Origin of the sequence: Kitasatospora sp. NPDC048715, assembly GCF_043198905.1 — a bacterium.
Classification (GTDB): Bacteria; Actinomycetota; Actinomycetes; order Streptomycetales; family Streptomycetaceae; genus Kitasatospora; species Kitasatospora lactacystinica.
This window is the reverse complement of record NZ_JBICVH010000008.1, coordinates 319,021-331,921: the sequence shown is the minus strand read 5'-3', so window position 1 is coordinate 331,921 and position 12,901 is coordinate 319,021. Positions and strand designations below refer to the sequence as shown.

Annotated in this window: 11 protein-coding genes; 8 read left to right on the top strand and 3 right to left on the bottom strand. The window is 75.2% G+C overall.

What is annotated here, in order from left to right:
- Positions 1-241: 241 nt before the first annotated feature.
- The 4 genes from ACGFSC_RS17435 to ACGFSC_RS17420 all read left to right on the top strand — a co-directional run bounded on the left by ACGFSC_RS17435 (position 242) and on the right by ACGFSC_RS17420 (position 5,486).
- Positions 242-1,477: a glycosyltransferase gene (locus tag ACGFSC_RS17435; RefSeq protein ID WP_359898491.1), complete on the top strand. Its 1,236-nt coding sequence runs from the start codon at positions 242-244 to the stop codon at positions 1,475-1,477.
- Positions 1,478-1,740: 263 nt separating this feature from the next.
- Positions 1,741-2,481 (top strand): DUF6461 domain-containing protein, encoded by a 741-nt coding sequence (locus tag ACGFSC_RS17430; RefSeq protein WP_359898492.1) that lies wholly within the window; start codon positions 1,741-1,743, stop codon positions 2,479-2,481.
- A gap of 621 nt (positions 2,482-3,102) precedes the next feature.
- On the top strand, positions 3,103-4,692 hold the full coding sequence (locus ACGFSC_RS17425; RefSeq protein ID WP_359898493.1) for an alpha/beta hydrolase: 1,590 nt from the start codon (positions 3,103-3,105) through the stop codon (positions 4,690-4,692).
- Positions 4,693-4,778: 86 nt separating this feature from the next.
- Complete coding sequence (locus ACGFSC_RS17420; RefSeq protein WP_359898494.1) at positions 4,779-5,486, top strand: DsbA family protein; 708 nt, start codon at positions 4,779-4,781, stop codon at positions 5,484-5,486.
- A 98-nt stretch (positions 5,487-5,584) separates the two neighbouring features.
- On the opposite strand, the gene ACGFSC_RS17415 is transcribed toward ACGFSC_RS17420, so the two are convergent.
- On the bottom strand, positions 5,585-6,178 hold the full coding sequence (locus ACGFSC_RS17415; RefSeq protein WP_359898495.1) for a DUF1707 domain-containing protein: 594 nt from the start codon (positions 6,176-6,178) through the stop codon (positions 5,585-5,587).
- A 398-nt stretch (positions 6,179-6,576) separates the two neighbouring features.
- Between ACGFSC_RS17415 and ftsH the strand changes: the two genes are divergently transcribed.
- The 3 genes from ftsH (at position 6,577) to ACGFSC_RS17400 (ending at position 10,729) form a co-directional block, all read left to right on the top strand.
- The gene (ftsH, locus tag ACGFSC_RS17410; RefSeq protein ID WP_359898496.1) at positions 6,577-8,847 is read left to right on the top strand and encodes an ATP-dependent zinc metalloprotease FtsH; all 2,271 of its coding nucleotides are present in this window, start codon (positions 6,577-6,579) and stop codon (positions 8,845-8,847) included.
- A gap of 65 nt (positions 8,848-8,912) precedes the next feature.
- Positions 8,913-9,752, top strand: coding sequence for an ammonia-dependent NAD(+) synthetase (gene nadE / locus ACGFSC_RS17405; protein WP_359898497.1), 840 nt, complete (start codon positions 8,913-8,915; stop codon positions 9,750-9,752).
- Positions 9,749-10,729, top strand: coding sequence for an ADP-ribosylglycohydrolase family protein (locus ACGFSC_RS17400; protein WP_359898498.1), 981 nt, complete (start codon positions 9,749-9,751; stop codon positions 10,727-10,729). The genes nadE and ACGFSC_RS17400 overlap by 4 nt, the downstream gene beginning before the upstream one ends.
- 70 nt (positions 10,730-10,799) lie before the next feature.
- On the opposite strand, the gene ACGFSC_RS17395 is transcribed toward ACGFSC_RS17400, so the two are convergent.
- Positions 10,800-11,162: a hypothetical protein gene (locus ACGFSC_RS17395; protein WP_359898499.1), complete on the bottom strand. Its 363-nt coding sequence runs from the start codon at positions 11,160-11,162 to the stop codon at positions 10,800-10,802.
- Positions 11,163-11,343: 181 nt separating this feature from the next.
- Between ACGFSC_RS17395 and ACGFSC_RS17390 the strand changes: the two genes are divergently transcribed.
- Positions 11,344-12,111 carry an SDR family oxidoreductase gene (locus ACGFSC_RS17390; RefSeq protein WP_359898500.1) on the top strand — a complete coding sequence of 256 codons (768 nt, stop codon included), beginning with the start codon at positions 11,344-11,346 and terminating at the stop codon, positions 12,109-12,111.
- Positions 12,112-12,135: 24 nt separating this feature from the next.
- Here the strand turns inward: ACGFSC_RS17390 and ACGFSC_RS17385 are convergent, their stop codons facing one another.
- Positions 12,136-12,840, bottom strand: a complete 705-nt coding sequence (locus ACGFSC_RS17385; RefSeq protein WP_392863576.1) for a hypothetical protein — start codon at positions 12,838-12,840, stop codon at positions 12,136-12,138.
- Between the last annotated feature and the right edge of the window lie 61 nt (positions 12,841-12,901).

Here is a 12,901-nt window from a genome sequence, read left to right as displayed (position 1 = left end):
GCCCGCCTGCTTGCCCGCCTGGCCGCCGCTCATGGCGGGTGGCCGGCCGGTGCGGCCGGTGCGGCCGGTTCGGCCGGTTCGGGGGAGCGGGTGGGACCGGGCGGCCAAAGGAAACGGCGAGGAGAGCCGATCCCCCTGCCACTATCAAGCTACAGCGTGACCCGGGGCTTGCGGCAAGGCCCCCGTTGTGGCGCAGAATCCCGACCGTAAGGCCATGACCTGCGGAAACGGGAGTCGTGAAATGCGCGTGTTGATGACGACATGGGGATCGCGCGGGGATGTCGAGCCGCTGGCGGGGCTGGCGGCGGCGCTGCGGGGGCTCGGCGCGGACGTACGGGTGTGCGCGCCGCCGGACGAGGAGTTCGCGGCCCTGTTGGCGAGGGTCGGGGTGCCGCTGGTGCCGCTCGGCCCGTCGGTGCGCTCGATCGTCGCCGGTCCTGGGGCACCGACGGCGGAGGACGCGTTCCGGCTGGCCCGCGAGCTGGTCGCCGCGAGGTTCGAGACGCTGACCGCGGCGGCCGAGGGCTGCGACGTGCTGCTGGCGACCGGCCTGATGCCGGCCGGGGCGCGGGACGTCGCGGAGAAGCTCGGCCTCCACTACGTGCTGGCCTGCTTCCACATCTTCGGACTGCCCTCGCGGCACTTCCGGCCCGGCCGGCGGCCGGGCACGCCGTCCCCGCAGGACGAGACCGACTACCGGAAACTCTGGGAGCAGGACGCCCAGCGGGTCAACGGGCTGTACCGGGAGGCGCTCAACGACCACCGGGCGGCCATCGGTCTGCCGCCGGTGGAGAACGTCCGCGACCACGTCTTCACCGAGCGGCCGTGGCTGGCGGCGGATCCGACCCTGTGCCCGTCGGAGGGCATGACGGAACTCGACGTGGTGCCGACCGGGGCGTGGATCCTCCCCGACGACCGCCCGCTCCCGGCCGACCTGGAGGCGTTCCTGGACGCCGGTGAACCACCCGTGTACGTCGGCTTCGGCAGCATGGCCGCGCACGCCCCGGAGGGCATCGCGCGGGTGGCCGTCGAAGCGAGCCGTGCGCACGGCCGCCGGGTGCTGCTCGCCCGTGGTTGGGCCGGGCTCGCCCCGATCGACGACGGCGAGGACTGTCACGTCGTCGGCGAGGTGAACCAGCAGGCCCTGTTCCGCAGGGTGGCCGCCGTCGTCCACCACGGCGGCGCCGGCACCACGACGACCGCGGCCGTGGCGGGCGTGCCGCAGGTGGTCGTCCCCCGGATCGCCGACCAGCCGTACTGGGCCGGCCGGGTCGCCGAGTTGGGCATCGGCGCGGCCCACCTCGACCGGACGCCGACCGTGGACTCGCTCTCCGCCGCGCTCGGTACGGCCCTGGCGCCCGGGACCCGGGCGCGGGCGGGGGCCGTGGCCGGCGGCATCCGCACCGACGGGGCGACGGTGGCCGCGAAGCTGCTGTTCGAAGGCGTGGGCCGGAAGGTGCCCGCCGGGTCCGGGTGAGTGTCCGGGGAGCCGGGCCGCGCAGGTGCCGGGCGAACAGCGGTGCGGGCCGGGTGAACGGCGGCGCCCGGTGAACGGCGGTGCGGGCCGGGTGGGTTCGATTCCGGATCGGCCTCCTTCCGATCGAACAGGGGTGGTTGTCGGCCCGCGCACGGCCGGGTCCGGCATTGATCCGGCGACCGGCGGCCGGGTGTCGGCAGGGTCGGTTAGGGTGCCCACTTGCGCGCCCGGTCACCGCAGGCCATGCGCGAGGGGAGGGCGGCATGACCGACGGCACGCACGGGGGAGTGGGACAGGACGGGGACGGCATCCAATGGCTCGCCGAGATCGGCCGGCCGGCCACGGGTCGACCGTCAACAGGACGCCGGTCGACCGGCCGACCGTCAACGGCCGGACCCGACCCGGACGGTGAGGTCGGCGGCGTCGTCTTCGCCCGGGGGATCACGCCCCAGGAGCTTGCCCGCCGGATGGGCGCCGACCCGGCCACCGCGACCGAGCCGATCAGCGACACCGAGATCCGGGACCTGGACATCGAGGTCTACCGCCCCGGTGACGACGGCGACGGCGTGATCCGGGTCGGCGAGTGCGCCGGCTGGTCGTTCGCGATCGAGTACGGCGACTCCACGGGCGGCGAACTGCTCATCGAGATAGCGCGCGACGGCGTCGAGGTGGTGCACTTCCGCCCGATGCCGGAGCAGCGGCCGGCCCTGCTCGACTACGCCCGGGACGGCGCCGTGCTGTGCGGCTTCGGCCTGGGCGAGGAACGTTGGCGCTGGGGCCAGGAGCCGGACCTGCTGGTGCCGGACCTGGTCGCCGCCGGAGTCCTGGAGGCCGACGGCGTGACCCCCCGCGACCCCGGGCGCGAGCCCGAAGGGGCCGCCCGCCGCCGCGCCCTCGGTGCCGTCGAGCGGCGCTTCGGGCTGAGCCTGCCCCGGGCCGCCCTCGGCGGGTTGCGCCTGCCGGCGTACGCGGTGCGGGGAACCCCGGGCATGGCGCTGCGCTGAGGGGGTGCCGCGCCGGCGACCCGCGGCGCCGATGGCCCGCGAAGCGTTGACGCGGGCGCGGAGGAGGGCCCGGCAGACGGAGGGCAGGGCGAACGGCGGACGCGGGAGCGGCGGGAACGGCAGCGGCAGGAAGGGCAGACGCGGGAGGGACAGGAACGGGAGCGGCAGGCGCGGGAGCGACGGGAACAGGGCGGTCACGGCAGGGTTCCTTTCCGGGCCCCACCGGCGGGGCCCCGATGGCCGTCATCCTTGCGCGCCGGCTGCTCGTCGCACATGTGCCGATCGGGAGGTTCCCGAGGCGCGATCCCTGCCCTGGCCCTGCCGATCGGCAGGGCCAGGGCAGGACGGGGCCGGGGAAGACGCGCCCCCACCGTCGTCGCGAGCCTCCGCAACCGGGCCGTGCGGCCCCGTCCTTCACCCGGTCGGCCGGTGGAATCCGGTTCGGCGCACGCCCCTGTCCAGGCGGTTCCACCAGGCATCCGCGGGATCCGGCCCCTAGGGTCTGTGGTGCGTCGACGAACCGAGCGCCGGGCGTACGCCGTCCCGCCGAGCGCCGGGGCGTCCGGCCGGCCCGAGGCCGCGTGCCGGGTGCCCGGCCGACCCGAGAGGTGGACCCACCCCATGCACACCGTCGTCCGCGGCGCCGGAGCGTTCGGCCTGGCCGCCCTGCTGCTCACCGCCGCCACCGGCTGCCGGGGCGACGGCTCCTCCGCCGCCGAGCCCGCGCCCACCTCCGCGGCCGGCGGCGCGGGGACGGGGACCGGCGCCGCCACCGGAGCGGCCGCCCAACAGCTGGACTGGCACGCCTGCTCCGCCCCCATCAGCGCCCAGGGCAGCGGCACCGCGCCCGCCGCCGAGGACTGGCAGTGCGCCACCCTCAAGACCCCGCTGGACCACGGCAAGCCGGACGGTACGACGATCGACCTCGCGCTGATCCGCAGCCGGGCCAAGGACGAGGAGCACCGGATCGGCTCGCTGCTGTTCAACTTCGGTGGCCCCGGCGCCTCCGGCGTGGCCACCCTGCCCGCCCTCGCCGCGAGCTACAGCTCCCTCAACTCCCGCTACGACCTGGTGAGTTTCGACCCGCGCGGAGTCGGCGCCAGCGCCGGGGTGACATGCCTGGACGACCGGGCGATGGACGCCGCCACCGCCACCGACAGCACCCCCGAAACCCCCGAAGCGGTGAAGGCCCTGGACGCCGACAACGCGGGCTTCGCCGCCGCCTGCGAGCACAACTCCGGCGCGGTGCTGCCGTACGTGGACACCGAGAGCGCAGCGCGCGACCTGGACCTGATGCGGCAGGTGCTGGGCGACCAGAAGCTCTCCTACTTCGGCATCAGCTACGGCACCCAGCTCGGCGGCGTCTACGCGCACCTGTTCCCGCAGCAGGTCGGACGGATGGTGCTGGACTCGGTGGTCGACCCGACCAAGGACCCGCAGCAGTCCGCGCTCGGCCAGGCCCAGGGCTTCCAGCTCGCCCTCGGCGACTTCATGAAGGCCTGCGCCGCCCAGGCCGGGACCGCCTGCCCGACCGGTGCGGGCGGCGACGACGGCACCGCGAAGGTCGAAGCACTGATGCAGAAGCTGGCGCAGTCGCCGCTGCCCACCAAGCAGGGGCGGCAGCTCACCGAGAGCCTGGCCGTCACCGGCATCGCGGCCGCCCTGTACAGCCAGGAGACCTGGCCCGCGCTGGCCACCGGGCTCACCGAGGCGATGGAGCTGGGGACCGGCGACACGCTGCTCCAGCTCGCCGACGGGCTGAACGGGCGAGACGCGCAGGGGCACTACACCAACCTGAACGCCGCGAACCGGGCGATCAACTGCGTGGACGCCCGGCAGCGCTACTCCGACCAGGACGTGCAGCAGCAGCTGCCGCAGTTCCGTGCCGTCTCCCCGGTGTTCGGGTCCTTCACCGCCTGGGGCCTGACCGCCTGCACCGGCTGGCCCGTCCCGGGCAGGGCCGCCCACCCGGACGTCTCCGCGCCGGGCGCCGCCCCGGTCCTGGTGGTCGGCACCACCGGCGACCCGGCGACCCCGGTGGAGGGCGCCCGCACGATGGCGGAGCAGCTCGGCGCGGGCGTCGGCGTCACCGTCACCCTGCAGGGCGAGGGGCACGGCGGCTACAACACCGGCAACCCGTGCCTGAAGCAGACCGTGGACGCCTACCTCCTGGACGGCACGGTGCCGGCGAACGGGACGACGTGCGGCTGAGCGGCCGGGCGGCGAGAAGTGGCCCACTGTGGCAGCTGTCGATTGGCTCTGGAGAGTGGTCCACTCGGTCCACTAGCCTCTCCGGTGTGACGAACGATGTGACGAACGATATGACGACCGGCGCGCCCGCCCAGCAGCTTGCCCAGCAGCTCGACCAGCACCTCGACAACGGCCACCGGGCCGACAGCGACACCGTCAAGGTCGACTTCTACTTCGACCCCGTCTGCCCCTTCGCCTGGATAACCTCCCGGTGGATCCTGGAGGTCGATCGGCAGCGCGAACTCGACCTGAACTTCCGGGTGATGAGCCTGTCCGTCCTCAACGAGGGCCGCACCGACCTGCCCGAGCGCTACCAGCGCCTGATGACCACCGGCTGGGGCCCCGTGCGGGTCTGCATCGCCGCCGCCGAACAGCACGGTCCGCAGGTGCTGCGCGCGCTGTACACCGAGCTCGGCACCCGACTGCACGACCAGGACCGCGAGGCCGACGACGCCGTCATCCGCGAGGCGCTCGTGGCAGCGGGGCTGCCGGAGGAGCTGGCCGAGGCGGCGAACAGCACCGCGTACGACGAGGCCCTGCGCAAGAGCCACCATGAGGGCATGGACCCGGTCGGCGAGGAGGTCGGCACGCCGACCATCCACGTGGACGGAGTCGCCTTCTTCGGCCCGGTGCTGAGCGCCATCCCGCGCGGCGAGGACGCCCTGCGGGTCTTCGAGGGCGTGCGGCTGCTGGCCGGGTACCCGAAGTTCTTCGAGCTCAAGCGGACCCGGACGGGCGGGCTCGACTTCTCCTGAGCCACCCCGGCGGAGGCCGCGCCGCGCCCTCGCCGTGCCCGCACCGAGCCCCCTCGGTGCCCGCACGGAGGACTGCCGCGGGCCCGGCCTCCGGCCCGTCAGCCCCGGCGGCGCTGCTTGATCCTGATCGGCCCCGACCGGGGGTGGCCGATCACGGTCAGCACCGGGGCGCCCGGCTCCGCCTGCTCGGCGGCCTTGTTGACGATGTTTCCGGTGTTGGTGCTCGACGGGTCGATCCGTACGCCCCAGCCGCGCGGGACGATCAGCCGGATGTGGCCCATGCCGGTCGACGCCTCGACCGTGATCTCCTTGTGGGGGCACACGGCCTCGGTGAAGTCGACCGTGAGCAGCGAGATCTTGGTCTCCGCGACGATCCGGCGGGGCACGGACCAGCGGCCGCTCTGCACCATGTTGTTCATCCGGGGCCGGAGCGTGAGGACCTCCTCCGCCGCGGACACCTCCCGGGCCTCCATCCGGCCGCCGAGGTCGGCCACCAGGATGTCGAGTTCGCCGTATGTCCGCGCGGCGTAGGTGCGGTCGAGCCGCTCCTCCAATTCCCCGAGGTCGATGCGGCCGTCACCGGCGGCGACCCGCAACTGCTCGGCCACCGCCTCCCGGTCGCTGTCCCCGGCCCGGGGTTCCACGGCGGCCTCGGGCGTCTTGTGCAGGGCTGGCAGTTCCTCGTTGACCATGCGGCTACTCTAGGTCACGAATCGTCCTGGTGGGCGGCTCGATCGCCAACTCCGCACGGCCCGAGGATCTTTGAGCGCGCCCGGAGGAGCGGCCGAGAAAGCGGCCGGGCGAAGGCTTCGCCGGGTGCGGTGGAAGCGCCGGGCAGGCTTCCGCAAACCGTTCGCGACGGCCCGCCCCCACGTACCGGACCGGCCTTCGGCGTGCCCGATTCCGCCTCCCGTGCCCGACGCCGAGCCCGACGCCCGAGCCCGATCCGGCGCTGCGGGCCGTGGCGCCGAGCGGGTCGTTCTCCCCCGAGTGGACCGTTGCCACCCCCTTCGGGCTCCCGTCCGGGCCCGGACCGTCCGACCATGGAGGGGCGGAGGCTGTTCGGCCCCCCGAGAGGCGGTGAGCGTGGATGATCGTACGAATCCGGCTGCGCGCTGTCCGTCACTCCGCGACTCCACCTGGTCCCGGGTCCAGCCCCGGCCCCGGCCCCGGCGTCCACCGCGGCTCCGACCCGGGCCCCGGCGTCCACCGCGGCTCCGACCCGGGCCCCGGCGCCGACCGCGGCTCCGACCCGGGCCCGCGCCCGAGGCAGAGCTGGGGCCAGCCGCGAGGCCCGAGCCCCGGCCAGGGCCGGAACCAGGGCCCCGGTCAGGGTCCCGGTCAGGGCCGGAACCAGGGCCCCGGCGGTCCGGCCAAAGTTCCGCCTCCGCCGTCGTGGCGCCGCTGGCTGCTGCCCGTCGCGGTGCTGGTCACGCTGCTCCTGCTGGTGCTCTTCTCCAGTTCCGGCAAGCCCGGCACGCGCTACGGCTACTCCGACTTCGTGAGCCGGGTGGACTCCGGCCAGGTGCAGACCGTGAACGTCAGCGACACCGGCGGGGTGAGCGGCACGCTCAAGGACGGCACCCACTTCACCAGCCAGATCCCCACCGCCCTGGACACCTCCCAGCTCAGCGGCGCGCTCGCCGACCACCACGTGGCGGTCACCGGCAGCCGGAGCAGCAGCGGCTCGATCTGGTCGACCCTGCTGCTGTTCCTGCCGCTGCTGATCTTCGGTGCGCTCTTCCTCTGGTCCGGCCGGATGGCCGCCCGCTCGCTGGGCGGCGGCCTGAGTGCCATCGGGCGGTCCCGGGCCAAGATCATCGAGGCCGAGCGGCCGGACACCGGGTTCGCCGACGTGGCCGGGTACGAGGGGGTGAAGCAGGAGGTCAGCGAGGTGGTCGACTTCCTGCGCAGCCCGGAGCGGTACGCCGCCGCCGGGGCCAAGGGGCCACGTGGGGTGATCATGGTCGGGCCGCCGGGCACCGGCAAGACCCTGCTCGCCCGGGCGGTCGCCGGCGAGGCCTCGGTGCCCTTCCTCTCGGTGACCGGCTCCGGCTTCGTCGAGATGTTCGTCGGCGTCGGCGCCTCCCGGGTCCGCGACCTCTTCGACGAGGCCCGCAAACGCGCACCGTCGATCATCTTCATCGACGAGATCGACGCCGTCGGCGGCCGGCGCGCGGGCGGCACCCGGTTCGGCGGCAACGACGAGCGCGAGCAGACCCTGAACCAGCTGCTCGCCGAGATGGACGGCTTCGACCAGAGCACCGGCATCGTCGTCATCGCCGCCACCAACCGCCCGGACGCCCTCGACCCGGCCCTGACACGCCCCGGCCGCTTCGACCGGCAGGTCACCGTCCCGCTGCCCAACCAGGCCGAGCGGGCCGCCATCCTCGCCGTGCACTCCCGCGGCAAGACCCTGTCCCCGGACGTCGACCTCGGACGGCTCGCCCGCGGCACCCCCGGCTTCTCCGGCGCCGACCTCGCCAACCTGGTCAACGAGGCCGCCATCAACGCCGTGCGCGCCGACCGGGCCACCCTCACCGCCGACGACCTCGACACCGCCCGCGACCGGGTGCTGCTCGGCCGCCGGGAGTCCTCCAACGCGCTGCTGCCCGAGGAGCGGCACGCCGTCGCGGTGCACGAGTCCGGGCACGCGCTGATGGCCGCGCTGTGCGAGCGCGCCGACCCGGTCGCCAAGGTGACCATCCTCCCGGCCGGCGTCGCCCTCGGCGCCACCGAGCAGCTGCCCGAGGCCGAGCGGCACCTGTACAGCGAGGGCTACCTGACCGACCTGCTCACCGTCCAGCTCGGCGGCCGCGCGGCGGAACTGGTGGTCTTCGGCGAAGGCTCCACGGGCGCCGCCAACGACCTCGCCAACGCCACCTCCGTCGCCACCCGGATGGTCCGGGAATTCGGCCTCTCCCCGGAGCTCGGGCCGGTCGGCTACTCCAGCGGCACCCCGCACTACCTCGGCGACAACCCCGAGGACCTGCTGCGCCGCCCGTACTCCGAGCAGACCCAGCGCGCCGTGGACGAGGCGGTGGCCGGCCTGCTGCGCCAGGCCGAGCGGCGGGCCCTCGGCCTGCTCACCGAGCACCGGCACCACCTGGACGAGCTGGCGGCGCAGCTGGTGGCCCAGGAGACGGTGGACGGCGCGGTGGTGCTCGACATCCTGACGCACCCGGCGCCGGGCCCCGAGCGGCCGGTCTCGCTGCGGAAGCCGGACGGGCCGGCGGACGTCGACGGGCCTGCGGCCGCGACCGGGCCCACGGATGCGCCCGGGCCCACGAACGCGGACGGCCCGGGCGAGCCCCCCAGCCCGGGCGAGCCCGCCGGCCCGCGGGAGACCCCCCGCCCGTGACGGCCGCATCGCCGGTGGTCGTATCCTCGTGACCGCGCCACCCACCACCGTCCCGAGGAGTCGGAATGACCGAGCCCCTGCCCGCCGACGTCCAGCGGGAGATCGCCCGTGCCCTCGGGGTCGCGCCCGTGCCGGACCCCGCGACGGAGGCCGAGCGCCGGGTGGAGTTCCTGGCCGACCAGGTGCGGACCAGCGGCGCGCGCAGCCTGGTGCTGGGCATCAGCGGCGGCGTCGACTCCACCACCGCCGGACGGCTCTGCCAGCTCGCCGTCGAGCGGCTGCGGGCCGAGGGCCGCGAGGTGACCTTCACCGCGATGCGGCTGCCGTACGGTGTCCAGGCGGACGAGGCGGACGCCCAGCTCGCGCTCGGCTTCATCCGCGCCGACGAGGTGCTGACCGTCGACGTCAAGCCCGCCACCGACGGCGCGCTCGCCGCCCTGAAGGCCGCCGGCCTGACCTACACCGACCACGGCCACGAGGACTTCGTCGGCGGCAACGTCAAGGCCCGCCAGCGGATGGTGGTCCAGTACGCGGCGGCGGGCGCCAAGGGCGGGCTGGTCGTCGGCACCGACCACGCCGCCGAGGCCGCCGTCGGCTTCTTCACCAAGTTCGGCGACGGCGCGGCCGACGTGATGCCGCTGTCCGGCCTGACCAAGAGGCAGGTGCGGGCGATCGCCGAGGCGCTGGGCGCACCGGCCGAGCTGGTCAAGAAGGTCCCGACCGCGGACCTGGAGAACCTCGCCCCCGGCCGCCCCGACGAGGACGCCCTCGGGGTCGGCTACGACGAACTGGACGACTTCCTGGAGGGCCTGCCGGTCAGCGAGGACGTCTTCCGCACCGTCCTCGGCCACTACCGCCGCACCGAGCACAAGCGCAACCTGCCGGTCGTCCCGCCCGTGGCATGACCGGCCCCGACGAGCGCGCCGCCGGGGCCGTCCTCGGAGCCGCCGTCGGCGACGCCCTCGGCGCCCCCTACGAGTTCGGCCCGGCCGGCGCCTTCTCCGCCCGCTTCCCGGACACCCCCGGTGACCTGGTGGCGGGCGGCGGCTGGGGGCTCGGCGAGGCCACCGACGACACCCAGATGGCCGTCCTGGTCGCCGAGTCCCTGATCGAGCGGGGAAGCCTGGACCTCCCGGACGTCTTCGACCGGTTCCGCCGCTGGGCCGCCGCCGACCCCCGGGACATCGGCATCCAGACGGAAGTCGTCCTGACCAGCGGCCTGCCCTGGGACCTCGCCGCCGCCGTCCACTTCAACACCACGCTGCGCGCCGCCGGCAACGGCGCCCTGATGCGGGCCTCGACCTCCGCCGTCGCGTTCGCCCGCGCCGGGCGGCGGGCCACCATGGACGCGGCCCGGCGCATCGCGGCGCTGACCCACGGGGACGGGGCCGCCTGGGAGGGCTCGGCGATCTTCCACGAGCTCGTCCGGCTCGCGCTCCACGGCGCCGACCCGCTGGCCGAGCTCCCCGCCGTCCTCGCCCACGTCGACCCCGACCACCGGGAGCGCTACGCCACCGTCCTCGCCCCCGACTGGCACCCGGAGCGCGCCACCGAGGCCAACGGCGCGGTATGGCCCTGCCTCGGCTCGGCGGTCTGGGCGCTGCGCACCACCGAGGGCTTCGAGCAGGCGCTGCGCGCCGCGATCGACCTCGGCGGGGACACCGACACGGTGGCCGCCGTCACCGGCGGCCTGGCCGGCGCCAGGTACGGCCTGGCGGCGATCCCGGAGCGCTGGACCGGGCCGCTGCACGTCGAGCTGCCCGGGTTCGGCGGGCGGGTGCTCCGCGCACCCGAACTGCTCGACCTGGCAGGGAGGTTGACGGCCTGGGAGGCCGGTGGCGCGGATCGGGGCAACGGGGGTGCCCGCCGGCACGACCAGTAGCGCGGTGCCCAGGGGCGGCCACTCCACCGGTCCGGCGTTCGAGGGGTTGAGGGGCCGTCGGGAACGGGCCTCAGGGGAGGAGGAAGACGACGAATCCCCGCGGGTGGAACAGGAGGTAGCCGATCAGGGCCCCCAGTGCCAGCAGATGACCGAGGAGCGCGCTGAGCATCGCCCAGCGCCAGCGGCGGTGCGGGGTCGACCTCCGGCTGGCGAGGGTCGCGCCGAGCAGGGCCGTGAGGGCGGTGAAGCCGAGCAGGGCCAGGGTTGCCTGCGGCAGTTCGCGCTCCACCCACCCGGTGCGGGCGTCGCGCCGGAGGTGCACCAGCAGCCACCCGTCGCTCACCGCCGTCAGGCCGCCCATCAGTGCGGCGAGCACCGTGTCGGGCACCTCCTCGCCCCGGCCCCTGATGCCCCTGGTCCGCGTCCGTGCCACTGCGACCGTCCCCCGGTGCCGTCCCGCCCATGCGCCCGCCCACGTCCCCCCACGTGCCCGGTCACGGTACCGGGGTGCGGCGTGGGGGCCAAGGCGCGGGGCTGCCACGATGGGGGTGTGCGGCCCGATCCGGGGTCGGCGCGACCGGCGTGCGGCCGGTTGACGAACGGGGGACGAAGTGATGACGGTGGATCGGCTCGCAGTGGTGTCCGGTGGCGGTACCGGGATCGGCCGGGCGATCGCGGCGCGGCTGGCCGGGGACGGGCACCGGGTGGTGATCCTGGGCCGCAGGCCGGCCGTGCTGGAGCAGGCCCGGGAGGAGATCGAGCGGACCGCCGGTCCGGGGCGGGTCGTGCCGGTCGCGGCCGATCTGACCGACCCGGCGGCGGTCGAGGCGGCGGCGGCCCGGATCACCGGACTCGGGCCGGTGGACGTGCTGGTGAACAACGCGGGTGCGATCGTCACGCCGCCGGCCGACGGCAGTCTGGGCGCGCTGGCCGCGTCCTGGCGGCGGGACCTGGACGGCAACCTGCTCACCGCCGTGCTGCTGACCACCGCGCTCCAGGACGGGCTGCGCCGTCCCGGCGGCCGGCTGGTGGTGGTCAGTTCGGCCGCGGCCCAGCGCGGTGGCGCGGGCCCGCACTCGGCGGGCTCGTACGCCGCCGCCAAGGCCGCGCTGCACGGCTGGGCGTTCGGTCTGGCCCGGCAGTTGGGGCCGGACGGGATCACGGTGAACGTGCTCGCGCCCGGTTACATCGAGGACACCGAGATCTTCGGGGCCGGCTGGAGCGAGGAGTTCCACGCCCGGAAGGTCGCGGACACCCTGGTCGGTCGGGCGGGCACCCCGGCCGATGTGGCCGAGGCGGTCGCCTACCTCGCCTCCCCGGCCGCCGGGTACCTGACCGGTCAGGTGATCGGACTCAACGGCGGTGCGGTGCTCGGTCGTTGAGTCCGAGCTTCGGGGAGCAGCCGGTCAGTCCCCGTCGGCGTCGGGCTCGGAGGTCGGGCTGGACGCGGCGCGGAGGGCGAGCTTGGCCTCGGCGGTCGTCCAGTCGGTGGCGATCGCCTGCTGGGCGGCGGCCAGGGTGACCTGGCCCTTGCAGATCGCGGTGTGGAGGTGGGTCTCCACCGAGTCCTTGGGGTTGTTCGGGCCCTTGCCGGGGACGTGGCCGGGGGAGGGCGGCTGGACCCACAGGTTGCGCGGGTCGTTGGGGTCGCCGCCGAGTTGGAGGCTGATCAGGTGGTCGTACTCGGCGTCGCCCATCGGGCCGTCGTAGCCGTAGGACTTGGCGTTCTCGGCCTTCTCCTTGCCCGTGATGTTCGACGGCGGGCGGATGGTCGAGGTGTAGCCGCCCTGCTTGCAGATGGTGTCCTTGAGGTTGCCCTGGTTCACCGCCGGACTGATCGCGCCCGGGGTGCAGGAGGTGTCGGGCAGCGGCTGCTTGTCCGCGGTGTAGCGGTAGTGGCAGCTGCCCGGCGCGGGCTGCGGCTGGACGTCGTAACTCGCCTTCGGGCCGGGGCCAGTGACGATCGCGGCGGCCAGCGGCGGGGCGGCCGCCGCGGCGTCACCCGCAGCGGCCGGGGCGGAGGCGGAGGCGGACCTGGCCCCCTTGGCGGCGTGGTCGCCGCCGGGCGAGCAGCCTGCGGCTGCGGCGGCGAGCAGGACGGCCGCGGCCATGGCCGGGGCGCGGCGGGCGGGAGCCGGCACGGGGTTCCTCCCTCGGGGGTGGGCGTGGGCG

Bases quoted from the DNA above. Each gene is read 5' to 3' on its own strand.
- ftsH (WP_359898496.1), top strand. From the start codon at position 6,577: ATGATCGTACGAATCCGGCTGCGCGCTGTCCGTCACTCCGCGACTCCA.
- ACGFSC_RS17390 (WP_359898500.1), top strand. From the start codon at position 11,344: ATGACGGTGGATCGGCTCGCAGTGGTGTCCGGTGGCGGTACCGGGATC.
- ACGFSC_RS17415 (WP_359898495.1), bottom strand. From the start codon at position 6,178: ATGGTCAACGAGGAACTGCCAGCCCTGCACAAGACGCCCGAGGCCGCC.
- nadE (WP_359898497.1), top strand. From the start codon at position 8,913: ATGACCGAGCCCCTGCCCGCCGACGTCCAGCGGGAGATCGCCCGTGCC.
- ACGFSC_RS17400 (WP_359898498.1), top strand. From the start codon at position 9,749: ATGACCGGCCCCGACGAGCGCGCCGCCGGGGCCGTCCTCGGAGCCGCC.
- ACGFSC_RS17385 (WP_392863576.1), bottom strand. From the start codon at position 12,840: ATGGCCGCGGCCGTCCTGCTCGCCGCCGCAGCCGCAGGCTGCTCGCCC.
- ACGFSC_RS17430 (WP_359898492.1), top strand. From the start codon at position 1,741: ATGACCGACGGCACGCACGGGGGAGTGGGACAGGACGGGGACGGCATC.
- ACGFSC_RS17425 (WP_359898493.1), top strand. From the start codon at position 3,103: ATGCACACCGTCGTCCGCGGCGCCGGAGCGTTCGGCCTGGCCGCCCTG.
- ACGFSC_RS17435 (WP_359898491.1), top strand. From the start codon at position 242: ATGCGCGTGTTGATGACGACATGGGGATCGCGCGGGGATGTCGAGCCG.